The organism is Streptomyces sp. NPDC001492, assembly GCF_053597275.1.
In genome coordinates, this window is sequence record NZ_JBSFHW010000040.1 from 55,491 (window position 1) to 79,780 (window position 24,290).

Genomic DNA, 24,290 nt, shown 5'->3' on the forward strand with positions numbered 1-24,290 from the left:
TCGTTCACAAGATGAACAGCCCGCAAAGAACGCATGAGCAATGCGAGGACCACTCTTGCAGGCAGAAATGATCGTTTACGCCGTTCATGGGCTTATTCACGGGAATGGGAGGCAGATCACAGGACAGTAACGACCACTCTGTCACCTCAGTCGAACTGGTCCCCCAGCGCCATCACCATCGCCCCGACGATCAGCAGCCACAGCGCCCGTCGGGTGCGCCCCCGGGAGCCGAGCACCGAGGCCAGCGCACAGACGGCGGCCCCGAAGGCGTAGGCGGCGGGCACCACCGCCGGGGCGGGACCAGAGGCTCGAAGCACGGAGGCGGCCAATCCCGCGAGGGTCAGCAGCGCTCCCGTTCCGGCCGCCGTCCAGCGGGCCCGGCGCGCGTCCACGACATCCGTGTCCGGTATCTCGGAATCAACGCGTCCGTTCATGGCGGGCGAGCGTAGCGCCTCCCGCCGGGAAACCAGGTGCGGGACGCCCACGAGGGCTGCTAGCTTCCGCCCGTCGACAGTCCCCGGCTCCTCGCCGACGACCGAAGCGGGTGCATTGTTTGAAGGTCCGACCGAGCTCCTACGCATCGACTTCCCCTACGAAGATCACAAGGAGCCCGTTCACCGATGTCCGACACCAGGACCACGAACGACGACCTGACTGACCGCCTCACCCACCCCCGATGGGCCCGCAGCAACCGCTACGACGCCCGCTGGACCGTCGAGAACCAGATGGGCCCGCACGCGCTGTGGCTGCTGGAGTGGCTGGCCCCCGCGCTCGGCCTGGAGGAGCTGCGCCCCGGCGCCCGCGTCCTCGACCTGGGCTGCGGCCGCGCGATGACGTCCGTCTTCCTCGCCAGGGAGTACGACGTCCAGGTCACCGCGGCCGACCTGTGGGTGAAGCCCGACGACAACGCCGTGCGCATCGCCGAGGCGGGCGTCGCCGACCGGGTGCTGCCCGTGTACGCCGAGGCCCACGACCTGCCCTTCGGCCAGGACACGTTCGACGCGATCGTGTCCGTCGACGCGTACCAGTACTTCGGCACCAACGACCTGTATCTGCCCACGCTGACCCGGCTGTTGAAGCCGGGCGGACGGATCGGGATCGTCGTACCGGCACTCCGGCAGGAACCGGAGGGCGCCGAGCCGCCGGAGCACCTGAAGGAGTACTGGGAGAAGGACCCCGGTTTCTGGGCGTTCCACACCCCCGCGTGGTGGCGCCGCCTGTGGACCCGCAGCAGGGCCGTGGAGGTCGAGACGGCCGACTGGCTCGAGGACGGCTGGCGCGACTGGCTGCTGTGGAGCGAGGTGTGCGCCGAGGAGAGCTCCAGCGCGTTCATGGCGGACATGGCGCGCTGGTCCGTGGACCTCATGCACGCCGACGTCGATCATCTGCTCGGCTTCGCACGGATCGTGGCACGCCGGCGGTGAGCTGACATGCCTCGGGGGCTGCGCCGGTACGCCGGCGCAGCCCCCGAGTCGCGTGCTCAGCCCTCGCTGACGCCCAGCTTCTGAAGGATCAGCTCCTTGACGCGGGCCGCGTCGGCCTGACCGCGGGTCGCCTTCATGACCGCGCCGACCAGGGCGCCCGCCGCGGCCACCTTGCCTCCGCGGATCTTGTCGGCGATGCCCGGGTTGCCGGCGATGGCCTCGTCGACCGCCGTACCCAGCGCCGAGTCGTCGGAGACGACCTTCAGACCGCGCTTGTCGACGACCTCGTCCGGGGTGCCCTCGCCCGCGAGAACGCCCTCGATGACCTGGCGGGCCAGCTTGTCGTTCAGATCACCGGAGTTGACCAGCGCGGTGACCCGGGCGACCTGCTCCGGCGTGATGGCCAGCTCGTCGAGCGAGATGCCCGACTCGTTGGCGCTGCGCGCCAGTTCACCCATCCACCACTTGCGGGCGGAGGCCGCGTCGGCACCGGCGTCGATCGTCGCGACGATCGGGTCCAGCGCACCGGCGTTGAGGATCGCCTGCATGTCGGTGGCGGAGATGCCCCACTCGGCGAGCAGCCGGGTGCGGCGGGCCAGCGGCAGCTCGGGAAGGGCCGCCCGGATCTCCTCGACCCACTCGCGCGAGGGGGCCACCGGCACCAGGTCCGGCTCGGGGAAGTACCGGTAGTCCTCGGCCTCTTCCTTCACCCGGCCCGAGGTCGTCGACCCGGTGTCCTCGTGGAAGTGGCGGGTCTCCTGGATGATCGTGCCGCCGCTGTTCAGCACGGCCGCGTGCCGCTGGATCTCGAAACGGGCCGCACGCTCCACGGACCGCAGCGAGTTGACGTTCTTCGTCTCGGAGCGCGTGCCGAACTTCTCGCTGCCCTTGGGCATCAGCGAGAGGTTCACGTCGCAGCGCATCTGCCCCATCTCCATGCGGGCTTCCGACACACCGAGCGCCTTGATGACCTCGCGCAGCTCACGGACGTACGCCTTCGCCACCTCGGGGGCACGGTCGCCCGCGCCGACGATCGGCTTGGTGACGATCTCGATGAGCGGGATGCCGGCGCGGTTGTAGTCGAGCAGCGAGTGCGAGGCGCCATGGATACGGCCCGTCGCGCCGCCCACATGGGTCGACTTGCCGGTGTCCTCCTCCATGTGGGCGCGCTCGATCTCCACACGGAAGGTCTCGCCGTCCTCCAGCTGTACGTCGAGGTAGCCGTTGAAGGCGATCGGCTCGTCGTACTGGGAGGTCTGGAAGTTCTTCGGCATGTCCGGATAGAAGTAGTTCTTCCGGGCGAAACGGCACCACTCGGCGATCTCGCAGTTCAGCGCGAGACCGATCTTGATCGCGGACTCGACGCCGGTCGCGTTGACGACCGGGAGCGAGCCGGGCAGGCCGAGGCAGGTGGGACAGGTCTGCGTGTTGGCGTCCTGACCGAGTTCGGTCGAACAGCCGCAGAACATCTTGGTCTTGGTGCCGAGTTCGACATGGACCTCGAGGCCCATGACGGGGTCGTACGACGCCAGCGCGTCCTCGTACGACACCAGGTCGGTCGTGGTGGTCACGGTGAAACTTCCCTCTCAGCCCAGCAGGACGTCGTCGTCGCCCAGCCGCTTCAGCTCGCGGTACAGGATGGCGAGGCCGGTGACGATGCCGACGGCGGCGACCGTCGCGTCGATCAGCCGCAGCGTGTCCTGTTCGGCCTTGGCCTTCTTGATCCGCTTGGCGACACCGAACGCGCCGAAGGCGGTGGTGGCGATGGACACGTACGTACCGGACTTGGACTTCTTGAAGTCCTTGGCCTTGGTCAGTGCCTTGGTCACAGCGACGGAGCCTCCTCGAGGAGCGGGTGCCCCCACCTTTCCACGAAGGCGGCCTCGACGGCTGCGCCGACCTTGTAAAGACGGTCGTCCTTCAGCGCCGGGGCGATGATCTGCAGCCCGACCGGGAGGTTGTCCTCCGGGGCCAGACCGCAGGGCAGCGACATGGCCGCGTTGCCCGCCAGGTTGGTCGGGATGGTGCAGAGGTCGTTGAGGTACATCGCCAGCGGGTCGTCGATGCGCTCGCCGATCGCGAAGGCGGTGGTCGGGGTCGTCGGCGAGACGATCACGTCGACCTGCTCGAAGGCCTTCTCGAAGTCGCGCGTGATGAGCGTGCGGACCTTCTGGGCGGAGCCGTAGTAGGCGTCGTAGTAGCCGCTGGACAGGGCGTAGGTGCCGAGGATGATGCGGCGCTTGACCTCCGGGCCGAAACCCTCCTCGCGGGTGAGGGAGGTGACCTCCTCGGCGGAGTGCGTGCCGTCGTCGCCGGAGCGCAGGCCGTAGCGCAGACCGTCGAAACGGGCGAGGTTCGAGGAACACTCGCTCGGCGCGATCAGGTAGTACGCCGACAGCGCGAGGTCGAAGCTGGGGCAGTCCAGCTCGACGATCTCGGCGCCCAGTTCCTTCAGCAGCGCGACGGACTCGTCGAACCGCTGGACGACGCCGGCCTGGTAGCCCTCGCCGCGGAACTGCTTGACGACGCCGACACGCATGCCCTCGACGCTGCCGTTGCGGGCGGCCTCGACGACCGGCGGGACCGGGGCGTCGATGGACGTGGAGTCCAGCGGGTCGTGCCCGGCGATGACCTCGTGCAGCAGCGCCGCGTCCAGGACCGTACGGGCGCAGGGACCGCCCTGGTCGAGGGAGGAGGAGAAGGCGACCATGCCGTAGCGGGAGACCGCTCCGTACGTCGGCTTCACACCCACCGTGCCGGTGACGGCGGCCGGCTGGCGGATGGAGCCGCCGGTGTCGGTGCCGATGGCGAGGGGCGCCTGGAAGGAGGCGAGCGCGGCACTCGACCCACCACCGGAGCCACCGGGGATCCTGGTCAGGTCCCACGGGTTGCCGGTCGGGCCGTACGCACTGTTCTCGGTGCTGGACCCCATGGCGAACTCGTCCATGTTGGTCTTGCCGAGGATGACGACGTCGGCCGCCTTCAGCTTCTTGGTGAGGGTCGCGTCGTACGGCGGGATCCAGCCCTCGAGGATCTTCGAACCGACGGTCGTCGGGACGCCCTCGGTGGTGAAGATGTCCTTGAGCGCGAGCGGGACACCGGCGAGGGGGCCGAGCTTCTCGCCCCGCTCCCGCTTCTCGTCGACGGCACGGGCCTGGGCCAGGGCACCCTCGCGGTCGACGTGCAGGAAGGCGTGCACCTTCTCGTCGACGGCCTCGATACGGGCCAGGTGGGCCTCGGCGACCTGGACGGCCGTGAGCTCGCCGGAGGCGATCTTCGCGGCGGTCTCGGCGGCCGTGAGCTTGATGATGCTGACGTTCTCCGTCATGGCGGTTAGTCCTCCCCCAGGATCTGCGGCACCTTGAAACGCTGCTGCTCCTGGGCCGGGGCGCCGGAGAGCGCCTGCTCGGGGGTGAGCGAGGGACGGACCTCGTCCTTGCGCATGACGTTCGTCAGCGGGAGCGGGTGCGAGGTCGGCGGTACGTCTTGGTCGGCGACCTCGCTGACGCGAGCCACCGCGCCGATGATGTCGTCCAGCTGGCCTGCGAAGTGTTCGAGCTCTTCGGGCTTCAGCTCCAGACGCGCCAGCCGGGCGAGGTGGGCGACCTCCTCGCGCGTAATGCCAGGCATGCAGCGTTCCTCTGGGGTGAGTGTGTGTGGTTTGGGCCGGGGCTGGTCGTCACATTCCCGTCGTCCGCCCGAAGGGCGGGCCTCGCGGCGTCCGGTGCGTGCGATCGCAAGGCGCCGGAGCGTCCTCGTGGCGGAGCCACGTGGACGATTCGGCAACGCGGCGAGCGTGCGTGCCAGGCGTCGCGAGGCAGACGGGAATGTGACGACTAGCCCCAATCCTATGGGGCGGGGCCCGGTGACCGTGAAACGGTTTCCCGGACCATACGCCCAAGAGGCCGTCGGGGGTCAACGGCGCCCGTCCCGGGTCTCGGCCCCCGCCTCCCACCGGCCCTAGGGGTGGGCCGTGGGGAACTACTCGTCGGTCGCCGCGGCCGGCAGGGCCGCCCGGGGCCGCTGCCAGCCCCGCGACCCGCGCGCCCGCAGCCACGCCGTCGTCTCCTCCGGCGGCATCGCGGCGGCGACCAGCCAGCCCTGTACGGCGTCGCAGCCGAGGTCCCGCAGCCGCTCCCAGGTCTCGTCGTCCTCGACGCCCTCCGCGACGACCAGCAGACCGAGGGAATGAGCGAGGTCGACGGTGCAGCGGACGATCTCCGCGTCCTCCGCGTCGACGGCGAGGCGGGCCACGAAGGAGCGGTCGATCTTCAGCTCGCTCACCGGAAGCCGCCGCAGGTGCACCAGGGAGGAGTAGCCGGTTCCGAAGTCGTCCAGTGACATCTTCACGCCGTGCCCGGTCAGCCCGGCGAGTGTGTCGGCGGCGCGCTGCGGGTCCTCGAGCAGGACGTGTTCCGTTATCTCCAGTTGGAGCGCTCCCGCCGGGACGCCGTGCCGGGCCAGCCGGGCGGCGACGGAGCCCGCGAAACCGGGGGTGTGGACATCACGCGGGGAGACGTTGACCGCGACCGGCACATACAGGCCCTGCGCCCGCCACCGGGCCACCTGAGCCAGGGCCGTCTCCAGGACGTACTCCGTGAGATGGGGCATCAGCCCCGAGGACTCGGCGATCGCTATGAACTCGTCCGGCGGCACCTTCCCGCGCTCGGGATGCACCCACCGGACCAGGGCCTCCAGGCCGGCGACCTGTCCGTCGAAGCGGACCTTGGGCTGGTAGTGCAGCTCCACCTCCTGCGCGTCCAGCGCCCGGCGCAGATCGCCCAGCAGGCCCAGCCGGTCCGGTGTGTTCGAGTCCCGCTTGGACTCGTACACCTCGACGCCGGTACGGTCCCGCTTCGCCTGGTACATCGCCACGTCCGCCCGCCGCAGCAGCCCTTCGGCATCCAGCGCGTGGTCCGGGAAGACGGCGACGCCCGCACTGGCCTCCAGCACGAGGGTGAGCCCGTCGAGGTCGAGCGGGGAGCTGAGCGCGGCGACCAGGCTCCGGGCGAGGCGGGTCGCGGAGGTCGTGGAGTCGGCGACCGGCAGTAAGACGGCGAACTCGTCACCGCCGAGCCGAGCGGCCTCCGCTCCCCGCGGGAGCGCCAGGCGCAGCCGGTCGGCTATCTGCAGGAGCAGCCGGTCACCGGCGAGATGGCCCAGGGTGTCGTTGACCGAGCGGAAGCGGTCCAGGTCGATCAGCATCAGGGCGGCGCGGGCGCCGATGCGTTCGGCGTCGTCCAGCGCGGTCCAGATGCGCTCAAGGAGCCACTGCCGGTTGGGCAGCCCGGTCAGCGGGTCGCGCAGCTGCTCCTCGGCGCGGGCGCGGGCTATCCACAGGGTGGAGTCGAGGGCGATCAGCGGGATGGCGAAGAGCGGCAGCAGCACCGGCTGGGCGGCGGCGACCACGCAGACCAGCGGGGCGATGCCGAGCAGCGCGACCGCGACCAGGCCCTGTCTGACCAGGGCGGTGCGGGCGACGGTGGGCAGCCCGCCGTGGCGCGGGGCGTGCAGGTACCAGAGGAGGGTGCGGGTGACCAGGAGGTACGCGACGGCGACCAGCATCACCTCGGGCGCCGTGTAGAGGGTCCAGGTGTCGGGGTTCCAGGGTTTCTCCACGGACGGCACGCGTCCGAAGGCGCCCAGCACCAGGGCTCCGGCTCCGATGCCGAGGATGTCCACCGCGCCGTGCAGCACGCCCTGACGCCAGCGGTTGCGCCGGGCTATGCCGACCAGCACGACCACGGTGAGGCTGACCATTCCGGCGGGCACCCAGCCGTACAGCATCAGGACGGCGAGGGTGAGGGCGGCGCCGGAGCCGGTGCCGCCCCACCAGCGGGAGCGGCCGAGCATGACCAGGTGGCCGACGATGATGCCGGTCAGCACGGCGAAGGACCAGCCGACGGTGCCGGCCGGGAAGAGCGCGTGCGTGCCGGTGAAACCGCGGTAGAAGCCGGCGCCCAGGACGAAGGCGGCCGCCGCGACGACCGCCGCGGGCAGCGCGGGCAAGGACATGTGCCGTTCGTGTTCGGGATCCGGCAGTCCGGGAGGGTGGTCGGCGGTGAGATGCGGGGCGCGCCCGTCCGTCACGGTGTACTGTCCGGTGGCGCGCCCCTCCGCACCCGGACGCTCCGAAGTCCGCCCGGCCCACCGGCTCGCCCGCCATGCACCGGTGACCCGGTGCAGGCGCAGCCGTGAGTCAGGGGCGGCGCTCTCGGTCGGTTCCATTCCCGTCCCTCTCACAGCCGGCGGTGCCCACGCCACGCGGCCCGTTGCCCGACATCCGTCAACGGCACCGCGTTGGAAAACCCTTCCCCTTGCTCGTCAGGAGCAAGGGGATGCCCCAACCGCAGCTGGGCACGGCAGGTGCACACCTCAACAGTAGGCCGCAGAAGGCTTCCACGGGCAGCGGTCGTAGACGGTTGCCCGAATGCACCCCGGCCACCCGTATGCATCTGGTATGCGCCGATCGGGTGGCCTTCAATCGCTATTCCTCAATGGGAATCGCAACTTCGGCCGCTGCGTCCGGCCCTTGTTCGAGCAGGACGTTGAAGCCCTCCTCGTTCAGAACGGGCACTTTGACCTGCATTGCCTTGTCAAATTTCGACCCAGGATTGTCACCTACGACAACGAAGGATGTCTTCTTCGAAACAGAACCGGTTACTTTCGCTCCGCGGCTCTGCAGCGCATCCTTCGCGCCGTCGCGGGTGAAGTGCTCGAGCGTGCCGGTGACCACGACGGTCAGCCCTTCGAGCGGGCGCGGGCCCTCCTCCTCGCCCGAGCTCTCCTCCTCCATGCGCACGCCCGCGGCGCGCCACTTGCGGAGGATCTCCTGGTGCCACTCCTCGGCGAACCATTCCTTGAGGGAGGCGGCGATGATTCCGCCGACGCCTTCCGTGTTCGCCAGCTCCTCCTCGGTGGCCTGCTCGATGCGCTCGATCGACCGGAACTCGCGGGCCAGCGCCTCGGCGGCGACCGGGCCGACGTGACGGATCGACAGGCCCGTGAGGATGCGGGCGAGTGGGCGCTCCTTGGCCGCGGCGATGTTCTCCAGCATGGCAACCGCGTTCTTCTTCGGCTCGCCCTGCTGGTTCGCGAAGACCGTGGCGACCTTCTCCTCGCCGGTCTTCGGGTCGCGCTTGGGCAGCCCGCTGTCCTGGTCGAGGACGTACGCCTTGATGGGCAGCAGCTGCTCGATGGTGAGGTCGAAGAGGTCGCCCTCGTCCACGAGCGGCGGGTCCTTCGGCTCCAGCGGCTTGGTGAGGGCGGCCGCGGCGACATAGCCGAAGTGCTCGATGTCCAGCGCCTTGCGGCCCGCCAGATAGAACAGCCGCTCGCGCAACTGCGCCGGGCAGGTGCGGGCGTTGGGGCAGCGCAGGTCGACGTCGCCCTCCTTCATGGGCCTCAGCGCCGTGCCGCACTCGGGGCACTCGGCCGGCATCACGAACTCGCGCTCGCTGCCGTCGCGCAGGTCGACGACCGGGCCGAGGATCTCCGGGATCACGTCACCGGCCTTGCGCAGCACCACGGTGTCGCCGATGAGGACGCCCTTGGCCTTGACGACGTCCTGGTTGTGCAGGGTGGCGAACTCGACCTCGGAGCCCGCCACCGTGACCGGCTCGACCTGGGCGTACGGAGTGACCCGGCCCGTGCGGCCCACGCCCACGCGGATGTTGATGAGCTTGGTGTTGACCTCCTCCGGCGCGTACTTGTACGCGATCGCCCAGCGCGGGGCGCGGGAGGTGGAACCGAGCCGTCCCTGGAGCGGGATCTCGTCCAGCTTGACGACGACTCCGTCGATCTCGTGCTCCACGGAGTGGCGGTTCTCGCCGTAGTACGCGATGAACTCCCGTACGCCGTCGAGGTCGTCGACCACCTTGTTGTGCCGGGAGGTGGGAAGGCCCCAGGTCTTGAGGAGGTCGTAGGCCTGGGAGAGGCGGGTGAGGCCCTCGAAGCCCTCCAGGGCGCCGATGCCGTGGACGACCATGTGGAGCGGGCGGGTGGCGGTGACGCGGGGGTCCTTCTGGCGCAGTGAACCGGCCGCCGCGTTGCGCGGGTTGGCGAAGGGCTTGTCGCCGGCCTCGACCAGGCGGGCGTTGAGCTCCTCGAACTTCTCCATCGGGAAGTAGACCTCGCCGCGGATCTCCACGAGGTCGGGGACGCGGTCACCGCTCAGCCTGTCCGGGATCTCCGCGATCGTACGGACATTGGGGGTGATGTCCTCGCCCGTGCGGCCGTCGCCGCGGGTCGCCGCGCGCGTGAGGCGGCCCCGCTCGTAGGTGAGGTTGACGGCGAGGCCGTCGACCTTGAGCTCGCACAGGAGGTGGTAGCCGGGCCCGCCGACGTCCCTGGCGACGCGCTCGGCCCAGGCGGCCAGCTCCTCGTCGCTGAAGGCGTTGTCCAGGGAGAGCATGCGTGAGCGGTGCTCGACGGAGGTGAACTCCGTCTCGTAGGCCCCCGCGACCTTCTGGGTCGGCGAGTCCGGCGTGCGCAGCTCGGAGTACTCCTCCTCCAGCGCCTCCAGGGAGCGCAGGAGCTTGTCGAACTCCGCGTCGCTGATGACCGGAGCGTCCTTCACGTAGTACCGGAAGCGGTGCTCCTCGATCTGCTCAGCGAGCTTCGCGTGCTTCTCCCGCGCCTCGGCGGGCACCGTCGTCTCCGCTTGCTTGTCGCCGGCCACCGTGTTGTCCTCCCGTTACTCTGGGTTGTCCGCGAGGGATCTCGCCGCCCGGACGCAGTGGGCGAGTGCCCTGCGTGCGTAGTCCGGGGAGGCCCCCGCGAGTCCGCACGACGGCGTGAGGGTGACCGCCTCCGCGAGAAGACCCGGTTGCAGCCCCAGCCTGCGCCACAGCGTCCTGACACCCATGACGCTACCGGCAGGGTCTGACAATGGGCCGTCCGTGCCCGGTACGACACCGGCGAAGAGCCGGGTACCCGCTTCCACCGCCTCTCCGATCGTGTCGTCGTCACGCTCGGTGAGGAGCGAGAAGTCGAAGGAGACCGCCGCCGCACCCGCCCGTCGCAGGAGGGCGAACGGGACGTCCGGTGCGCAGGAGTGGACCACGGTGGGGCCGTCGCTGTGAACCCCGACGACCTCGCGGAGGGTGGCCTCGACGAGCTGGCGGTCGACGGCGCGGTGGGTGCGGTAGCCGCTGGCGGTCTTCACCCGGCCGCGCAGGACGGCGGTGAGGGAGGGCTCGTCGAGCTGGAGGACGAGGTGGGCGCCGGGGATGCGGCGGGCGACCTCGGCGAGGTGCTGGCGGAGGCCTTCGGTGAGGGAGGCGGCCAGGTCGCGGCAGGCGCCGGGGTCGGAGAGGGCCGACTCGCCGTTCTTCAGCTCCAGGGCGGCGGCGAGGGTCCAGGGGCCGACGGCCTGCAGCTTGAGCGGCCCCTCGTACCCCTGCGTGAACTCCTCGAGTGCGTCGAGGTCCTCGCCGAGCCATGATCTGGCCCGCTTGGTGTCCCGTCCCGGGCGGTCCCCGATCCGCCAGCCGCTGGGCTCCACGCGCGCGTACAGCTCGACGAGCAGTCCGGCGGTTCTGCCGATCATGTCCGCGCCGGGGCCGCGGGCGGGCAGTTCGGGCAGGAAGGGGAAGTCCTCGAAGGTCCCGGTGACGGTTTTGGCCGCCTCGCGGGCGTCGCCGCCGGGCATGGATCCGATGCCGGTGGCGGGGCCGAAGGAAAGGTCTGCGTTCACATGTGAAGCCTATGTTTTTCGCCCCCGCCGCCCCTACCCGTCCCGGGGGCCGGCCCCCGGACCCCCGCTCCTCAAACGCCGGAGGGGCTGTTTTTGATCTTTTCAGCCCGTCCGGCGTTTGAGGGCGAGGCCGTTCAGGCCGAAAGCGGGGGTCTGGGGGCGCAGCCCCCAGGTCACCGACCCGGTCGTACCGTCAGGTCGTTGATCTCCGCGTCCCGCGGCAGATCCACCGCCAGCAGGATCGTCGTCGCGACCGACTCCGGGTCGATCCACTTCGACGCGTCGTACTCCTTGCCCTCCTGCTGGTGGACCTTGGCCTGCATCGGGCTGGCGGTACGCCCGGGGTACACGGAGGTGACGCGGACGCCGTTGCCGTGCTCCTCGTGCCGCAGGGCGTCCGCCAGGGCCTTCAGGCCGTGCTTCGAGGCCGCGTAGGCGGACCAGTCCGCGTGGGCGTTCAGGCCCGCGCCCGAGTTCACGAAGACCACCTGGCCCCGGGCGGCGCGGAGTTGGGGCAGGAAGTGCCGGGTCAGCTCGGCCGGGGCGATCAGGTTGACGTTGAGCTGGTGGCGCCAGGACTTCGGGGTGAGCTCGCCCACCGGGCCCAGGTCGACCACACCAGCGATGTGGAGCAGGGAGTCCACCCGGTCCGGCAGCGTCTGGTGCGAGAACGCCCAGGACAGCCTGTCCGGGTCGGCCAGGTCGCCGACCAGCGTCCTCGCACCGGGAAACTCGGCCGCGAGCTCCTTCGCGCGGCCCGCGTCGCGCGCGTGCAGGACGAGTTCGTCCCCGCGCGCGTGGAGGCGGCGGGCGACGGCCGCGCCGATGCCGGAGCCCGCTCCGGTGATCACATGGGTAGCCATGCCCGCCATGCTCGCACCCGCCGGCGCCCGCGGGCGCCCCGCCCTCTTTCGCCGCCCCCGTCATGCGCGCCTCACTCGACGCCCTGGCTCTCCTCCAGGTAGGCCAGCGCACCCACCGGCTCCTCCGCGAAGAACACCAGGTCGGTGAGGGGCCGGGGCAGGAACCCCTCGTCCTCCATGCGCCGGAACTGCTCCTTGAGGCCGTCGTAGAAGCCCGCCGTGTTGAGCAGGACGACCGGCTTGTCGGTGTGGCCGTGCTTCTTCAGTTCCAGGATCTCGGTGGCCTCGTCCAGGGTTCCCGTCCCGCCGACCATGACCACCACCGCGTCGGCCTTCTCCAGGAGCAGCTTCTTCCGCTCGGCGAGGTCACGGGCGATCACCATCTCGTCCGCGCCCTGCCGCGCCTTGGCCGCCAGGAAGTCCACGGAGACCCCGCACAGCCGTCCTCCGGCCTCCTGCACTCCGTCGGCGACCACCTTCATCAGGCCGACGTCCGAACCGCCCCACACCAGCGTGTGACCGCCCTTGCCCAGCAGCTTCGCGAACTCGCGCGCGGGGCGCGTGTAGCGGTCGTCGAGGTCGGCGGCGGAGAGGAAGACGCAGATTCGCATGCCCTCACCGTACGTGGGAAGAAAGGGGCCGCCGCGAGTGCTTTGCCGGTATGGCCGAAGGACACACGATCACCATCGAGCAGATTGACCGGCACGTGCGCGTGGTGCACGGCGAGCAGGTCCTGGCGGAGAGCGGACGGGCCCTCGTCCTCAGGGAGACGGGCTGTCCGCCGCGGTACTACCTGCCCGCCGAGGACGTACGGCTCGATCTGCTGACCCCGTCCGACACCCACACCTACTGCCCGTTCAAGGGCACCGCGAGCTACTGGTCGCTGCCGGACGCGGCGGACCTGGTGTGGTCCTATCCCGAGCCCAAGCCCGAGGTCGCCCAGATCAAGGACCACCTCTGCTTCTACGAAGTCGAGGTGTCGTGAGCGAGGTCTTCAGCGCGTAAGGGCGATTATTTCCCTGCCTTGGGGCAGTCTCCACAGGCATGGACAAGAAGACCATTTCGCACGACGGCACCTCCCTCGCGTATCAGCGCACCGGGCAGGGGCCCGCCGTCATCCTCGTCAGCGGAGCGATGTCGACGGGTGCCACCGTGGCGCCCCTCGCCGGGCCGCTCGCCGGCCGTTTCAGCGTCGTCTCCTACGACCGCCGGGGCCGCGGCGAGAGCGGTGACACCCAGCCGTACGCGGTGGCCCGCGAGGTCGAGGATCTCGCCGCCCTCATCGACGCGGTGGGCGGCGAGGCCTCGCTGTACGGCATCTCGTCGGGTGGCGCGCTGGTCCTGGAGGCGGCCGCGAGCGGGCTGCCGGTCCGTCGGGTCGCCGTGTACGAGGTGCCGTTCGCGGTGTACGAGGGCGGCGCGAAGGAGCGCGCCGAGTACACCGAGCGACTCGACGAGGCGCTCGGGCAGGGACGGCGCGGGGACGCGGTCGAGCTGTTCCTCAGGCTCACCGGGCTGGCCGAGGAGATGATCCAGGGCGCCCGCAACTCCCCCATGTGGTCCGGCATGGAGGCGATCGCGCCGAGCCTGGCGTACGACAACGCCGTGATGGGGGACGGTCTGGTGCCGCGGGACCGGCTGGCCGGGATCGATGTGCCCGTTCTGTCCCTCGCGGGCAGCGCGAGCCCCGCCTGGATGCGGAAGGCCGCCCGGATCGTGGCCGAAACGGTACCTCAGGGGACGTATCAGGTCCTGGAGGGTCAGACACACATGGTGGACCCGAACGTCCTTGCGCCGGTGCTGGCGGAGTTCTTCTAGATGGGCGCGCTCCCACGTCAAGACTTGAGGAAGGTGAAACACACCCGGGCGGAATAGTCACATAAGATTCACCACGAACTCGCGCTTCCGGCGAGCCTCCTTGTCCCCCGGCATTCCGGCTCGCTTGTGGAGCACGACCCATGAATACCGCGCACACCTTGTCCGACGGCGGCATCCCGGCGGTCCCGCCGCAGCGTCGCCGCCGGGCCGAACCGCGCAAGGCCCTTTCCGGCCAGGACCGGTCGGGGCTGCTGCCCTCCCCTCCCGACGACCGGGAGAAGATCTCGTACGTCAGGCGTCACACCTGGGTGCTGACGTACTCCTCCCTCGTCGGGTTCGTGTGCCTGGTGGTCAGTCAGGTGGAGGCGGCGGCGACCAGCTCGTGGATCTGGGCGTACATCCCGCTTCTGCTGCTGTCCGTGGTGAGCTTTCTGATCTCGTTCCGGCTGGACTCCTTCACCCCCAGCTTCGACCTGCGCGGGCACCGCCGTCTGGTCAAGGCCTGGCAGCCGGAGCGGTATCCGGACGTGGACGTGTTCCTGCCGGTGTGCGGGGAGCCCATCGAGGTGCTGCACAACACCTGGCTGCATGTGCGCACGCTGGCCGAGCGCTACCCGGGGACGGTCACCCCGATCGTGCTTGACGACTCCGACGACGCCGAGATCGGCGCGATGGCCGAGGACTTCGGCTTCCGGTACCTGGTGCGGCCCAACCGGGGCTGGATGAAGAAGGCGGGCAATCTGCGGCACGGCTTCGAGCGCTCCTCGGGCGAGTTCATCCTCATCCTGGACGCCGACTTCGCACCCCGCGCGGACCTGCTGCACGAGCTGCTGCCGTACATGGACCGCGAGCCGCGCACCGGAATCGTGCAGTCGCCGCAGTTCTTCCGGGTCCTGGACCAGCAGAACTGGATCGAGCGCGGGGCCGCGGCCGTGCAGGAGCTGTTCTACCGCAGCGTCCAGGTGTCCCGGCAGAAGAGCGACGGCTCGATCTGCGTCGGCAGCTGCGCGGTCTACCGGCGCAGCGCCCTGGCCGAGATCGGCGGCACCAGCCTGGTCGAGCACTCCGAGGACATGTACACCGGGTTCGAACTACGCGCGCGTGGATGGGATCTGACCTACGTACCGGTCGCGCTGTCCACCGGGGTGTGCCCGGACACCGTGGGCGCCTTCTACAGCCAGCAGTACCGCTGGTGCATGGCCTCGCTCGCGATGCTCGGCAGCAAGGACTTCTGGCGCACGAAGATGCGCTTCGTCAGCCGGCTGTGCTATCTGTCCGGATTCGTCTACTACATCGAGACCGGACTGCTGACCTTCAGCGGCCCGCTCATCGCCCTGACGATCATGCTGGCGGCCCCCGAGCAACTCAAGCTGGCCAACATCGGCCTGGTGCTGCCCAGCGTCATCTACCTGACCGTGATCTACCCGATCTGGCACCGCAACCCCTACCGCCTGGAGGCCTGGGCCACCCGCATCCTGTACGGCTGGGCGCACGCCTTCGCCATCTGGGACACCGTGCGCCGCCGCCCGATGGGCTGGACGCCGACCGGAGCGGGCGGCGCCAAGGGCAGCAAGACCCGCCGTCTGTGGATCGGCATGTGGGCCTGGAGCGGGACGACCGCCGTGGCCTGGATCGCGGTCGCGGTCTGGCGGATGAGCACCTCGCTCAGCCCGTCCGACTACGCCCTGATGCTCGCCTCCGGCCTCTTCTACGGCGTCGCGGTCGCCCGCGCCCTGATCCAGCCGCGCGCCGAAGAGGCCGCCGCATGAGCCGTATGACACGTATGAACCGGACGATCCGTGTGACCAGCCCCCGTCTCCTGCTGCTCGCCCTCAGCGGCTTCCTGCTCGCCGCGGTCTCCGCCTGCGCGCCGCCCGCCCCGCAGGTCCCCGCGGCCGCGGCGGCCGAGGCGCAGCAGCAGACGCAGAGCGCCGAACCGCCGTACGACATACGGCCGTTGCTGAAGCCGGACCACAAGTACCTCGGTGTCGCCTTCAACGGCTCGCCCCGCGCCACCGCGCCCGTGACCGCCTTCGCCGGGAAGGCGGGGAAGCAGCCCAACCTGCGTGAGTACTACGCGAAGTGGGGCGACCCGTTCCAGGCGGACGTCAACCGGGCCGTGTGGGACGACGGCCAACTGCCCTTCCTGGTCTGGGAACCCTTCTCCCGTACGGCCGCGCAGATCGCGGCCGGACAGGACGACGCGTACATCCGGGAGTTCGCGGACGCCGTGCGCGACTGCAACCGGCCGCTCGCGCTGAGCTTCGGGCACGAGATGAACGGCGGCTGGTACCCCTGGGGCAGCAAGAAGACCAGCGCGGCCGACTTCGCGCGCGCGTGGCGGCACATCCACGACCTGTTCACGGACGAGGGCGCGGCCGACGTCATCTGGGTGTGGAGCCCGAACGTCGTCAACCCGGTCCCGGACGTCCGGCTGAAGCCGTACTACCCGGGTGACGCGTACGTGGACTGGGTCGGCGTCGTCGGCTACTACGCGCTGCACGGCCCGACCACCTTCCGCACCCTGTTCGGGCCGACCATGACCGAGATCCGCCGCTTCAGCGACAAGCCGCTCCTGATCGCGGAGACGGGTGTCCAGGCCGGGGAGAGCAAGCCCACCGAGATCGCCGACCTGTTCGCGGGTGTACGCGCGCGTGCCGACGTCCTGGGCCTGGTCTGGTTCAACCTCAAGAAGGAGGCCGACTGGCGCATCGACAGCGGCCCCTTGTCGCTCGCCGCGTTCCGGAAGGCCGCCGCGGACGGCTCCTTCGGCTTCGACGTCCGCAATCCGTAGGGGGCCGCAGATGGAGCAGAACGACTCGACCATGCAACTGCCCGTGGCGCCGCCGAAGGCCCGCCGCCGGGTCGCCGAGACGATGCAGCTGCGGGTGCTGCGGCCCAGGCCGGGCGGCTACACCCTGCGCCCCGTCCCGGACTCGGGCTGGTCGGCGGAGGCCAGCTCGCGCCGTGTCTGGGTCAGCCGGCTGGTCCTGCTGGCCCTGCTGGTCGTACAGACCGCGCTGTCGCTGCGCCTGCAGAACACGGCCTTCGAGGACGAGGCGCTCTACCTGTTCGCCGGGCACGCCGAGCTCGGCCATCTGCTGCACGGCACGAAGCTCTACGGCGGCTTCGAGAGCTACTTCTCCGGCGCGCCCGTCCTCTACCCGGTCCTGGCGGCCGCCGCCGACTCCGTGTTCGGGCTGGCCGGGGCGCGCGCGCTGAGCCTCGCCTGCATGCTGGGCTGCACGTCCCTGCTGTACGCGATGACGCGCCGCCTGTTCAACGAGCGGGCGGGTCTGTGCGCGGCGGGTGTCTTCGCCATCGCCCAGTCCACGGCGTTCATGGGCAACTTCGCCACCTACGACGCCCTCGCCCTGTTCCTGCTGGCGCTGGCCGCCTGGATCGTCGTCCGCACCTCGGACGCGCACCCGCTGCTGACCCTGCTCGCGGCGCCCGTCGCCGCGCTCGCCGTGGCGGTCAAGTACGCCGCGGCGCTGTATCTGCCCACCGTGGTGCTGCTGTGCGTCCTGACCGCCTACCAACGGCGCGGTCTGCCGCGCGCGTTGCTGCGGGGCGTGCTGCTCTCCCTGGGCACCGCCGCGCTGTTGGGCGCGGGGCTGTACGCCTCCGGGTACCTCGCGGCGATCCAGTCCACCACGACGGCCCGCGCGGCCGGTACGACGCCCGCCGGGCAGATCCTGCGCGACTGCGCCCGCTGGGGCGGCCTGGCGGTCGCCGTGGCCCTGGTGGGGGCGTTCTCGTACGTCCGCACCGGACGGATGAGCGAGATGCCGGGCTGGCGCGGGAACCTGCCGGGGGCCCGCTGGCGGGCCGCGCTCGGAGTGGTGCTGGTCGGCACCGCCCTGCTCGCGCCCGCCTACCAGCTGCACCTGCACACCGAGGTCTCGCTGCACAAGCACATCGGCTACGGCCTGTTCTTCGCGGCGCCGCTCGCCGGGGTCGGCGTCACCCGGCTGATGGGCGCGCACTTCAAGTACCCGCAGTGGGCGATCTTCCTGGGCGTGGTGCTGCTCTCCAGCGGCATGTCCCAGGCGTACGACAACTTCCACGCCTGGCCCGACTCCAGGGGCCTGGTGGCCGCGATACGGCCCTATGTGAACGCCCACGGCCACTATCTCGCCGACACCTACGAAGTACCGGTCTACGAGCTGGGCAAGGCCACTTCGTACCGGCAGTGGAACTCGACGTACACGATCGACTACACGACCCGTTCCGGGCGGCACCTCACGGGCGCGGAAGGCTTCAAGGCGGCCGTGGCCGAACGGCACTTCACGCTGATCGTGCTCGACCGGGGCAACCCGACCGGTCAGAGCACGGCCGTCCGGGACGCGCTCGTCCACTCGACCGGCTACCGCCTCCTCGGCACGGTGCCGTACGCCGCGGGCTGGGGCAGCAGCCGGTTCGAGCTCTGGGCGCCTTCCTAGAGACGGTCAGGCGACCGACGTCGTCGTCCTCGCGCGCGTGGTCGTCGCGATCGTCGCCGAGCCCACCACGCGCGTGCCGTCGTACAGCACGATCGCCTGGCCGGGGGCGACACCGCGGACCGGCTCCGCGAAGGAGACCTCCAGGGTGCCGTCGACCAGTTCGGCGGTGACCTCGGTCTCGCCGCCGTGGGCGCGCAGCTGGGCGGTGTACGTGCCGGGCCCGGAGGGGGCCGTGCCGCACCAGCGGGGCTTGATCGCGGTCAGGGCGGTCACGTCCAGGGCGTCGGCCGGGCCGACCGTCACCGTGTTGTTCACCGGCGAGATGTCCAGGACGTAGCGCGGCTTGCCGTCGGGGGCCGGGGTGCCGATGCGCAGGCCCTTGCGCTGGCCGATGGTGAAGCCGTACGCGCCCTCGTGGGTGCCGATCTTCGCCCCGGACTCGTCGACGATGTCGCCCTCGGCCTTGCCGAGGCGGTTCGCGAGGAAGCCCTGGGTGTCGCCGTCGGCGATGAAGCAGATGTCGTGCGAGTCGGGCTTCTTGGCGACCGCGAGACCGCGGCGCTCGGCCTCGGCACGGATCTCGTCCTTGGTCGTCACGGTGTCGCCGAGCGGGAAGAGGGCGTGCGCCAGCTGCCTCTCGTCCAGGACGCCGAGGACGTACGACTGGTCCTTGGCCATGTCCGAGGCGCGGTGCAGCTCGCGGGTGCCGTCCTCGTTCACGATCACCTGGGCGTAGTGGCCGGTGCAGACGGCGTCGAAGCCGAGGGCCAGGGCCTTGTCGAGCAGGGCCGCGAACTTGATCTTCTCGTTGCAGCGCAGGCAGGGGTTCGGGGTGCGGCCGGCCTCGTACTCGGCGACGAAGTCCTCGACCACGTCCTCGCGGAAGCGGTCGGCGAGGTCCCAGACGTAGAACGGGATGCCGATGACGTCGGCGGCGCGGCGGGCGTCGCGGGAGTCCTCGATGGTGCAACAGCCACGCGCGCCCGTGCGGAAGGACTGCGGGTTCGCGGAGAGCGCGAGGTGGACGCCGGTCACGTCGTGGCCGGCCTCCGCGGCGCGGGCGGCGGCGACGGCGGAGTCCACTCCGCCGGACATGGCGGCGAGTACGCGAAGAGGGCGGGGGCGCTGCGGGGTGTCAGTCATAGCCCTTCAAGAGTACGGGGACTCGGGAACCGGAGCCCACGCGTATCCGTTGGTGATCGCATGGGGGCGAGCGGGAGTGACTCGGACCGGCGGATCGGGCGCCGTGCGCTGCTGCTGGGCGGCGCGGCGGCCGCGGTCGGCGCGGCGGTGCTGGCGCGTGAGGAGCTGTCGCACCTGTGGTGGCGGCTGCCGGGGGTGGAGAAGCCGCGCACCCCGGGTGCGGTCGACTTCCGGGGTGCGCAGTGGCTGGCGGCCTCGCCGGCGAACTACCGGCGGGCCGACCGGCCGGACGACTACGCGATAGACCGGGTGGTCGTCCATGTCACCCAGGGCGGCTTCGCGAGCGCGGTCAAGGCCTTCCAGGACCCGGACCACAAGGCCGCGGCCCACTACATAGTCCGCAAGAACGGGCACGTCACACAGATGATCCGCGAGCTGGACGTGGCGTTCCACGCGGGCAACCGCGAGTACAACGAACGCAGCGTCGGCATCGAGCACGAGGGTTTCGTGGAGGACAGATCGTCCTTCACGGACGCGATGTACGCCTCCTCGGCGCGGCTGACCGCGGGGATCTGCCGGCGGTACGGCATACCCGTCGACCGCGAGCACATCATCGGGCATGTGGAGGTGCCGGGGACGGACCACACCGACCCGGGGCGGTACTGGGACTGGGACCGGTACATGGGGCTCGTGCGGTCGGTGAGGACAACGAAGTCGTAAAGGCTTCCGCCGGGACGAGGTGCACGAGGACGAGGGGATGACGGCGTCCCTCATGGCGACGGAGAGCCGACGGCGCTCGTTCAGGTGAGCCCGGCGGCCCGAGCCCGCTCGACCGCCGGGCCGATCGCCTTCGCCAGGGCCTCGACGTCGGCCTCCGTGGAGGTGTGTCCGAGGGAGAAGCGCAGGGTGCCGCGGGCCAGGTCGGGGTCGGTTCCGGTGGCCAGCAGGACATGGCTGGGCTGGGCGACGCCGGCGGTGCAGGCGGAGCCGGTGGAGCACTCGATGCCCTGGGCGTCGAGGAGCAGCAGCAGGGAGTCGCCCTCGCAGCCCGGGAAGGTGAAGTGGGCGTTGGCCGGGAGGCGGTCCACCGGGTCGCCGCCCAGGATCGCGTCCGGAACCGCCGCGCGGACGGCCTCGACCAGGCTGTCGCGCAGTGCGCCGATCTCCCGCTCGAACCAGTCGCGCTGCTCGGCGGCGAGGCGTCCGGCCACCGCGAAGGAGGCGACGGCGGGGACGTCGAGGGTGCCGGAGCGGACATGGCGCTCCTGGCCGCCGCCGTGCAGGACCGGTACGGGGGTGTACTCACGGCCCAGGACCAGGGCGCCGATGCCGTACGGACCGCCGATCTTGTGCCCGGAGACCGTCATAGCGGCGAGTCCTGAGGCGGCGAAGTCGACCGGGACCTGGCCGAAGGCCTGGACCGCGTCGGCGTGCAGCGGGATGCCGAACTCCCGTGCCACGTCGGCGAGTTCACGGACGGGCATGACCGTGCCGATCTCGTTGTTCGCCCACATCACGGTGGCCAGGGCCACGTCGTCGGGGTTGCGGGCGATCGCCTCGCGCAACGCCTCGGGGTGGACCCGTCCGTACGGGTCGACCGGGAGGTACTCGACGGTGGCGCCCTCGTGTTCGCCGAGCCAGTGCACGGCGTCGAGGACGGCGTGGTGCTCGACGGGGCTGGCGAGGACGCGGGTGCGGGCCGGGTCGGCGTCGCGGCGGGACCAGTACAGGCCCTTCACGGCGAGGTTGTCGGCCTCGGTGCCGCCGGAGGTGAGAACGACCTCGCTGGGGCGGGCGCCGAGCGCTTCCGCGAGGGTCTCGCGGGCCTCCTCGACGGTACGGCGGGCCTGCCGGCCGGAGGCATGGAGGGAGGAGGCGTTGCCCGTGACGCTCAGCTGGGCGGTCATCGCCTCGACTGCCTCGGGGAGCATCGGGGTGGTCGCGGCGTGGTCGAGGTAAGCCATGGTGGGGCCGATTCTACGGGGCCCCCGTCGCCGGCCGTACGTCCGGACCGGGCGGTTCGGCGACCGGGCCCCGTCGTCCTCGGGGAGGTCGGCCGTTCGTCATGGTGCGCTCCGGGCTCACAGGCTCCACGAAACAGTGTTGGACATCTGCATGGCGATCACCAGGACCGCCAGGTCGGCCACGCCCAGGGCCATGCCCAGGTACGCGCGGCCCCGGCGGGCGGTACCGCGCCAGAGGGCGACGGCGGCCAGGACGATGGCGACGGGGCCGAGGAAGACGTTCAGCACGAGGAGGCCGAGGAGGCCGAGGATGAAGGACGCGACGGCCATGCCGTCGGCGTCGCGGGCGGGCTTGCGGGTGGTGGTGTCGGTGCGGCTCGTGGCCGGGGCGGTGAGTTGCATCGTGCTCAGCTCCTGGGGACGGAAGTCGGTCGGGTGGTCAGTTGGCCGAGGTGCGGCGGCTGTGGCGCTCGCGGGCGGCGAAGATGCCGAGCCAGACGGCGATGCCGACGGCCACGAGAGCGGTGACGGTCAACGGCGCGTGGGCCACGGTGCCCAGGACGACGCCGAGCAGCATGAGTGCGGCGACGAGGAACAGCATGGGATTCGATCCCCCTCCGTGCGCCCCGGGAGGGCGCCTCTGGTTAAGTTTCGGTGAACGGTTGTAGTAACACTTGTTCACTGACTTCAGAGTCTAGCGCGCCTGACGGCTTTGCAAATCCAGAGAACAGTTGTTAACTGGATGACATGAGTCACACCCTCGGCATCCGGCAGGCCCAGAAGCAGAAGACCCGGCAGGCGCTCCTGGACGCGGCACTCGGCCTGCTGGAGGAGCAGAGCCTGAGCAGCCTGGGCCTGCGCGAGGTCACGCGCGCCGTCGGCGTCGCCCCGACCGCCTTCTACCGCCACTTCCGCTCCATTGCGGATCTCGGCGTGGCCCTGGTCGAGGAGGCGCTGGGCAGCCTGCACCCGATGATCCGGACGACGGTGTCCGCGGCCGACTCCAGCGAGGAACGCATAGCGCGTGCCATCGAGTTGATCGCCGGCCATGTGGACGGGTACCCCGCGCATGTCCGTTTTATCGCCCGCGAACGACATGGCGGGGTCCAGCCGGTGCGGGAGGCCATCCGCGACCAACTGGCCCGGTTCGCCGAGGAGGTGAAGGGGGAGCTCGCCAAGGACCCGGAGTCCGAGGGCTGGAGCGACGACGACCTGCTCATGCTGGCCCATCTGTACGTGGACCAGATGCTGGTCACCGCCTCGCTGTTCCTGGAGACCCTGGAGGGCGCCAAGGAGGACCGGGAGCGCGTGGCGCAGATCGCGACCCGTCAGATGCGGCTGATCAGCATCGGGCGGCACCACTGGATGGACTGAGCCCGGGCGGCAAGGGGCGGCACCCCCCGTTTTCACCGGGAGTGCCGCCCCTTGCCGTACGGCGTCCGCGGTCAGTTCTCGGTGGCCTGCGCGGTGGGGGCGCCGCTGGGTGCGGCACCGCCGCCACCGGGGCCGCCCTGACCGCCGCCGCAGCCGCCGGGGGCGCCGGAGGGCCTGGCGGTGGCGTTGCCGGTGGGGGCACCCGAAGCGGCACCCGAAGGGGCACCGCTCGGGCGCCCGGAGGCGTTGCCGGCCGGTGCCTGACAGGCCTGCTGCTGCCCCGAGTCGCCGCTGTCGGACGACGACGAGTCGCCCGAGCCGCAGGCCGCCAGGACCAGAGGCGAGAGCGCCAGCAGGGCCACTGCGGGGACGAGACGCACACGCTTCATGAGAATCAACTCCAAGGAGGATGAAGGGAGATGAGGGAGCCTCGAGTGCGGGAACTCAATCAACGGCGCTCAGGGCTTCCTTGGGGGCGGCCTGTCCCCGGCCTGTGATTCAGGTAAAGCGGATCCCAAGAGACCGCGCTGACCTGCTACTTCACAAACCGCTCTCGCCCACTCGCTGGTACAGGTCCGTGACAGAGGCGGCCGCGGCGGCCAGCTCCGCACGCACCTCGGGCGGCGAGAGGACCTCCACGTGGTCGGCGAACTGCAGCAGCTGGCGCGCCTGACCGACGACGCCGTACGAGAGCCGCGCGGTCACCCACTCGTCCTCGCCGTCGTCCTCGGGGAGCCCGGCGAGCTGCGCGGCGTGCAGGCGCAGGAACATGTCGAGGCGGTCGCGGCGGACGCGGACGGCGACGTCGAGTCCGCCGGGCCGCTCCTCGACCTGGCGGCGCAACACCTCCCAGGCATCGGCGAGTTCGACCCCCGGCCGCCGCTTCACCCCGTCGTCCAGGACGGTGGCGGACTGCACCCGGTCGGCGCGGAAGAGCTGCGGTTTCGCGCGCCGGTCGGCGACGAGGTACCAGATGCCCGCCTTCGACACGAGCCCGTACGGGTCGACGGTGTACGTCCGCGCCTGCTGCGCCCCGCTGTGCCGGTAGCGCAGCCGCAGTCGGCGGTCGGCGAAGACGGCGTCCTGCAGGGTGTCCAGGTCGACGGCGGGCTGCGGACCGCCCTTCCAGCGCGTGGCGTCGACGAGGATGCGGCGGGAGGTCACCTCGGCGGCGGGGCGGTACGGCGCCGGCAGTGCGGCCATCACCTTGCGCAGCGCCGAGCCGAGCGCCGCGTCCAGGCCGAGTGCGGCGTGTGCGCCCTGGGCGGCGAGGATGAACAGGGCGCGGGACTCGTCGGCGGTCAGCCCTGTGACGTCCGTACGGAACCCGGCGAGCAACTCGATCCCGCCGTGCCGTCCGCGCTCCGCGTAGACCGGGACACCGGAGGCGGACAGAGCCTCTACGTCCCGGTAGATGGTCCGCACCGACACCTCGAGCCGGTCGGCGAGTTCGTGTGCGGGGACGCGGCCGCGGGTCTGCAGGAGCAGCAGGATCGAGAGCAGTCGGTCGGACTTCACCGCACCAGAATCGCGCCGTACGAAGTCCCCGGCAAATGTTGACG

At 70.8% G+C, this 24,290-nt stretch carries 24 protein-coding genes; 8 read left to right on the plus strand and 16 right to left on the minus strand.

Going from position 1 to position 24,290, the window contains the following annotated elements:
- Window positions 1-146: 146 nt before the first annotated feature.
- Complete coding sequence (locus tag ACWC1K_RS37795; RefSeq protein WP_450837425.1) at window positions 147-434, minus strand: hypothetical protein; 288 nt, start codon at window positions 432-434, stop codon at window positions 147-149.
- A 186-nt stretch (window positions 435-620) separates the two neighbouring features.
- Between ACWC1K_RS37795 and ACWC1K_RS37800 the strand changes: the two genes are divergently transcribed.
- A complete protein-coding gene (locus ACWC1K_RS37800) occupies window positions 621-1,424 on the plus strand; it encodes an SAM-dependent methyltransferase (protein ID WP_450837426.1) in 804 nt (267 codons plus the stop codon).
- Between the two features lie 56 nt (window positions 1,425-1,480).
- Here the strand turns inward: ACWC1K_RS37800 and gatB are convergent, their stop codons facing one another.
- From gatB to ACWC1K_RS37845, 9 genes are all read right to left on the minus strand, one after another.
- On the minus strand, window positions 1,481-2,995 hold the full coding sequence (gatB, locus tag ACWC1K_RS37805) for an Asp-tRNA(Asn)/Glu-tRNA(Gln) amidotransferase subunit GatB (protein WP_450837427.1): 1,515 nt from the start codon (window positions 2,993-2,995) through the stop codon (window positions 1,481-1,483).
- Window positions 2,996-3,010: 15 nt separating this feature from the next.
- Window positions 3,011-3,253, minus strand: coding sequence for a hypothetical protein (locus tag ACWC1K_RS37810; RefSeq protein ID WP_030942833.1), 243 nt, complete (start codon window positions 3,251-3,253; stop codon window positions 3,011-3,013).
- Window positions 3,250-4,752: an Asp-tRNA(Asn)/Glu-tRNA(Gln) amidotransferase subunit GatA gene (gene gatA, locus ACWC1K_RS37815; protein WP_450837428.1), complete on the minus strand. Its 1,503-nt coding sequence runs from the start codon at window positions 4,750-4,752 to the stop codon at window positions 3,250-3,252. The genes ACWC1K_RS37810 and gatA overlap by 4 nt, the downstream gene beginning before the upstream one ends.
- A gap of 5 nt (window positions 4,753-4,757) precedes the next feature.
- Window positions 4,758-5,054, minus strand: a complete 297-nt coding sequence (gene gatC / locus ACWC1K_RS37820; protein ID WP_030851400.1) for an Asp-tRNA(Asn)/Glu-tRNA(Gln) amidotransferase subunit GatC — start codon at window positions 5,052-5,054, stop codon at window positions 4,758-4,760.
- 351 nt (window positions 5,055-5,405) lie between these two features.
- Window positions 5,406-7,652 (minus strand): putative bifunctional diguanylate cyclase/phosphodiesterase, encoded by a 2,247-nt coding sequence (locus tag ACWC1K_RS37825; protein WP_450837429.1) that lies wholly within the window; start codon window positions 7,650-7,652, stop codon window positions 5,406-5,408.
- 259 nt (window positions 7,653-7,911) lie between these two features.
- Window positions 7,912-10,104: an NAD-dependent DNA ligase LigA gene (gene ligA, locus ACWC1K_RS37830; protein WP_450837430.1), complete on the minus strand. Its 2,193-nt coding sequence runs from the start codon at window positions 10,102-10,104 to the stop codon at window positions 7,912-7,914.
- Window positions 10,105-10,119: 15 nt separating this feature from the next.
- A complete protein-coding gene (locus ACWC1K_RS37835) occupies window positions 10,120-11,121 on the minus strand; it encodes a methionine synthase (protein WP_450837431.1) in 1,002 nt (333 codons plus the stop codon).
- 173 nt (window positions 11,122-11,294) lie between these two features.
- Window positions 11,295-11,993, minus strand: coding sequence for an SDR family oxidoreductase (locus ACWC1K_RS37840; protein ID WP_450837432.1), 699 nt, complete (start codon window positions 11,991-11,993; stop codon window positions 11,295-11,297).
- A gap of 62 nt (window positions 11,994-12,055) precedes the next feature.
- Window positions 12,056-12,595 carry an LOG family protein gene (locus ACWC1K_RS37845; RefSeq protein WP_266960726.1) on the minus strand — a complete coding sequence of 180 codons (540 nt, stop codon included), beginning with the start codon at window positions 12,593-12,595 and terminating at the stop codon, window positions 12,056-12,058.
- 50 nt (window positions 12,596-12,645) lie between these two features.
- Between ACWC1K_RS37845 and ACWC1K_RS37850 the strand changes: the two genes are divergently transcribed.
- From ACWC1K_RS37850 to ACWC1K_RS37870, 5 genes are all read left to right on the plus strand, one after another.
- Entirely contained in the window at window positions 12,646-12,969 is a 324-nt protein-coding gene (locus ACWC1K_RS37850; protein ID WP_450837433.1) for a DUF427 domain-containing protein, read from the plus strand.
- 59 nt (window positions 12,970-13,028) lie between these two features.
- Window positions 13,029-13,802 (plus strand): alpha/beta fold hydrolase, encoded by a 774-nt coding sequence (locus ACWC1K_RS37855; RefSeq protein WP_450837434.1) that lies wholly within the window; start codon window positions 13,029-13,031, stop codon window positions 13,800-13,802.
- 140 nt (window positions 13,803-13,942) lie between these two features.
- Window positions 13,943-15,571: a glycosyltransferase family 2 protein gene (locus tag ACWC1K_RS37860; RefSeq protein ID WP_450837435.1), complete on the plus strand. Its 1,629-nt coding sequence runs from the start codon at window positions 13,943-13,945 to the stop codon at window positions 15,569-15,571.
- Window positions 15,568-16,596: a glycoside hydrolase family 26 protein gene (locus tag ACWC1K_RS37865; RefSeq protein WP_450837436.1), complete on the plus strand. Its 1,029-nt coding sequence runs from the start codon at window positions 15,568-15,570 to the stop codon at window positions 16,594-16,596. The genes ACWC1K_RS37860 and ACWC1K_RS37865 overlap by 4 nt, the downstream gene beginning before the upstream one ends.
- 10 nt (window positions 16,597-16,606) lie before the next feature.
- Window positions 16,607-18,247: a glycosyltransferase family 39 protein gene (locus ACWC1K_RS37870; protein ID WP_450837438.1), complete on the plus strand. Its 1,641-nt coding sequence runs from the start codon at window positions 16,607-16,609 to the stop codon at window positions 18,245-18,247.
- 6 nt (window positions 18,248-18,253) lie between these two features.
- Here ACWC1K_RS37870 and mnmA read toward each other — a convergent pair whose 3' ends face one another.
- Window positions 18,254-19,390, minus strand: a complete 1,137-nt coding sequence (mnmA, locus tag ACWC1K_RS37875) for a tRNA 2-thiouridine(34) synthase MnmA (RefSeq protein ID WP_450837440.1) — start codon at window positions 19,388-19,390, stop codon at window positions 18,254-18,256.
- A 60-nt stretch (window positions 19,391-19,450) separates the two neighbouring features.
- Between mnmA and ACWC1K_RS37880 the strand changes: the two genes are divergently transcribed.
- The gene (locus ACWC1K_RS37880; RefSeq protein WP_450837441.1) at window positions 19,451-20,110 is read left to right on the plus strand and encodes an N-acetylmuramoyl-L-alanine amidase; all 660 of its coding nucleotides are present in this window, start codon (window positions 19,451-19,453) and stop codon (window positions 20,108-20,110) included.
- 80 nt (window positions 20,111-20,190) lie between these two features.
- On the opposite strand, the gene ACWC1K_RS37885 is transcribed toward ACWC1K_RS37880, so the two are convergent.
- From ACWC1K_RS37885 to ACWC1K_RS37895, 3 genes are all read right to left on the minus strand, one after another.
- Complete coding sequence (locus ACWC1K_RS37885; RefSeq protein WP_450837443.1) at window positions 20,191-21,354, minus strand: cysteine desulfurase family protein; 1,164 nt, start codon at window positions 21,352-21,354, stop codon at window positions 20,191-20,193.
- A gap of 117 nt (window positions 21,355-21,471) precedes the next feature.
- Window positions 21,472-21,756, minus strand: coding sequence for a DUF4190 domain-containing protein (locus tag ACWC1K_RS37890; protein ID WP_450837445.1), 285 nt, complete (start codon window positions 21,754-21,756; stop codon window positions 21,472-21,474).
- Between the two features lie 37 nt (window positions 21,757-21,793).
- Window positions 21,794-21,955 carry a hypothetical protein gene (locus ACWC1K_RS37895; RefSeq protein ID WP_181922309.1) on the minus strand — a complete coding sequence of 54 codons (162 nt, stop codon included), beginning with the start codon at window positions 21,953-21,955 and terminating at the stop codon, window positions 21,794-21,796.
- Between the two features lie 146 nt (window positions 21,956-22,101).
- Between ACWC1K_RS37895 and ACWC1K_RS37900 the strand changes: the two genes are divergently transcribed.
- Window positions 22,102-22,728 (plus strand): TetR family transcriptional regulator, encoded by a 627-nt coding sequence (locus tag ACWC1K_RS37900; protein ID WP_450837446.1) that lies wholly within the window; start codon window positions 22,102-22,104, stop codon window positions 22,726-22,728.
- 71 nt (window positions 22,729-22,799) lie between these two features.
- Here the strand turns inward: ACWC1K_RS37900 and ACWC1K_RS37905 are convergent, their stop codons facing one another.
- Both ACWC1K_RS37905 and ACWC1K_RS37910 read right to left on the minus strand, forming a co-directional pair.
- A complete protein-coding gene (locus tag ACWC1K_RS37905) occupies window positions 22,800-23,117 on the minus strand; it encodes a hypothetical protein (RefSeq protein WP_450837447.1) in 318 nt (105 codons plus the stop codon).
- A 151-nt stretch (window positions 23,118-23,268) separates the two neighbouring features.
- On the minus strand, window positions 23,269-24,246 hold the full coding sequence (locus tag ACWC1K_RS37910) for a helix-turn-helix transcriptional regulator (RefSeq protein WP_450837449.1): 978 nt from the start codon (window positions 24,244-24,246) through the stop codon (window positions 23,269-23,271).
- Window positions 24,247-24,290: the final 44 nt, after the last annotated feature.

What these genes read in the sequence shown, in the direction of transcription:
- ACWC1K_RS37860 (WP_450837435.1), top strand. Translation starts at nt 13,943, where the DNA reads ATGAATACCGCGCACACCTTGTCCGACGGCGGCATCCCGGCGGTCCCG.
- gatC (WP_030851400.1), bottom strand. Translation starts at nt 5,054, where the DNA reads ATGCCTGGCATTACGCGCGAGGAGGTCGCCCACCTCGCCCGGCTGGCG.
- ACWC1K_RS37880 (WP_450837441.1), top strand. Translation starts at nt 19,451, where the DNA reads ATGGGGGCGAGCGGGAGTGACTCGGACCGGCGGATCGGGCGCCGTGCG.
- ACWC1K_RS37905 (WP_450837447.1), bottom strand. Translation starts at nt 23,117, where the DNA reads ATGAAGCGTGTGCGTCTCGTCCCCGCAGTGGCCCTGCTGGCGCTCTCG.
- gatA (WP_450837428.1), bottom strand. Translation starts at nt 4,752, where the DNA reads ATGACGGAGAACGTCAGCATCATCAAGCTCACGGCCGCCGAGACCGCC.
- ACWC1K_RS37865 (WP_450837436.1), top strand. Translation starts at nt 15,568, where the DNA reads ATGAGCCGTATGACACGTATGAACCGGACGATCCGTGTGACCAGCCCC.
- ACWC1K_RS37840 (WP_450837432.1), bottom strand. Translation starts at nt 11,993, where the DNA reads ATGGCGGGCATGGCTACCCATGTGATCACCGGAGCGGGCTCCGGCATC.
- ACWC1K_RS37895 (WP_181922309.1), bottom strand. Translation starts at nt 21,955, where the DNA reads ATGCTGTTCCTCGTCGCCGCACTCATGCTGCTCGGCGTCGTCCTGGGC.
- ACWC1K_RS37870 (WP_450837438.1), top strand. Translation starts at nt 16,607, where the DNA reads ATGGAGCAGAACGACTCGACCATGCAACTGCCCGTGGCGCCGCCGAAG.
- ACWC1K_RS37890 (WP_450837445.1), bottom strand. Translation starts at nt 21,756, where the DNA reads ATGCAACTCACCGCCCCGGCCACGAGCCGCACCGACACCACCACCCGC.
- ACWC1K_RS37845 (WP_266960726.1), bottom strand. Translation starts at nt 12,595, where the DNA reads ATGCGAATCTGCGTCTTCCTCTCCGCCGCCGACCTCGACGACCGCTAC.
- ACWC1K_RS37795 (WP_450837425.1), bottom strand. Translation starts at nt 434, where the DNA reads ATGAACGGACGCGTTGATTCCGAGATACCGGACACGGATGTCGTGGAC.
- ACWC1K_RS37850 (WP_450837433.1), top strand. Translation starts at nt 12,646, where the DNA reads ATGGCCGAAGGACACACGATCACCATCGAGCAGATTGACCGGCACGTG.
- ACWC1K_RS37800 (WP_450837426.1), top strand. Translation starts at nt 621, where the DNA reads ATGTCCGACACCAGGACCACGAACGACGACCTGACTGACCGCCTCACC.
- ACWC1K_RS37900 (WP_450837446.1), top strand. Translation starts at nt 22,102, where the DNA reads ATGAGTCACACCCTCGGCATCCGGCAGGCCCAGAAGCAGAAGACCCGG.
- ACWC1K_RS37855 (WP_450837434.1), top strand. Translation starts at nt 13,029, where the DNA reads ATGGACAAGAAGACCATTTCGCACGACGGCACCTCCCTCGCGTATCAG.
- ACWC1K_RS37885 (WP_450837443.1), bottom strand. Translation starts at nt 21,354, where the DNA reads ATGGCTTACCTCGACCACGCCGCGACCACCCCGATGCTCCCCGAGGCA.
- mnmA (WP_450837440.1), bottom strand. Translation starts at nt 19,390, where the DNA reads ATGACTGACACCCCGCAGCGCCCCCGCCCTCTTCGCGTACTCGCCGCC.
- ACWC1K_RS37825 (WP_450837429.1), bottom strand. Translation starts at nt 7,652, where the DNA reads ATGGAACCGACCGAGAGCGCCGCCCCTGACTCACGGCTGCGCCTGCAC.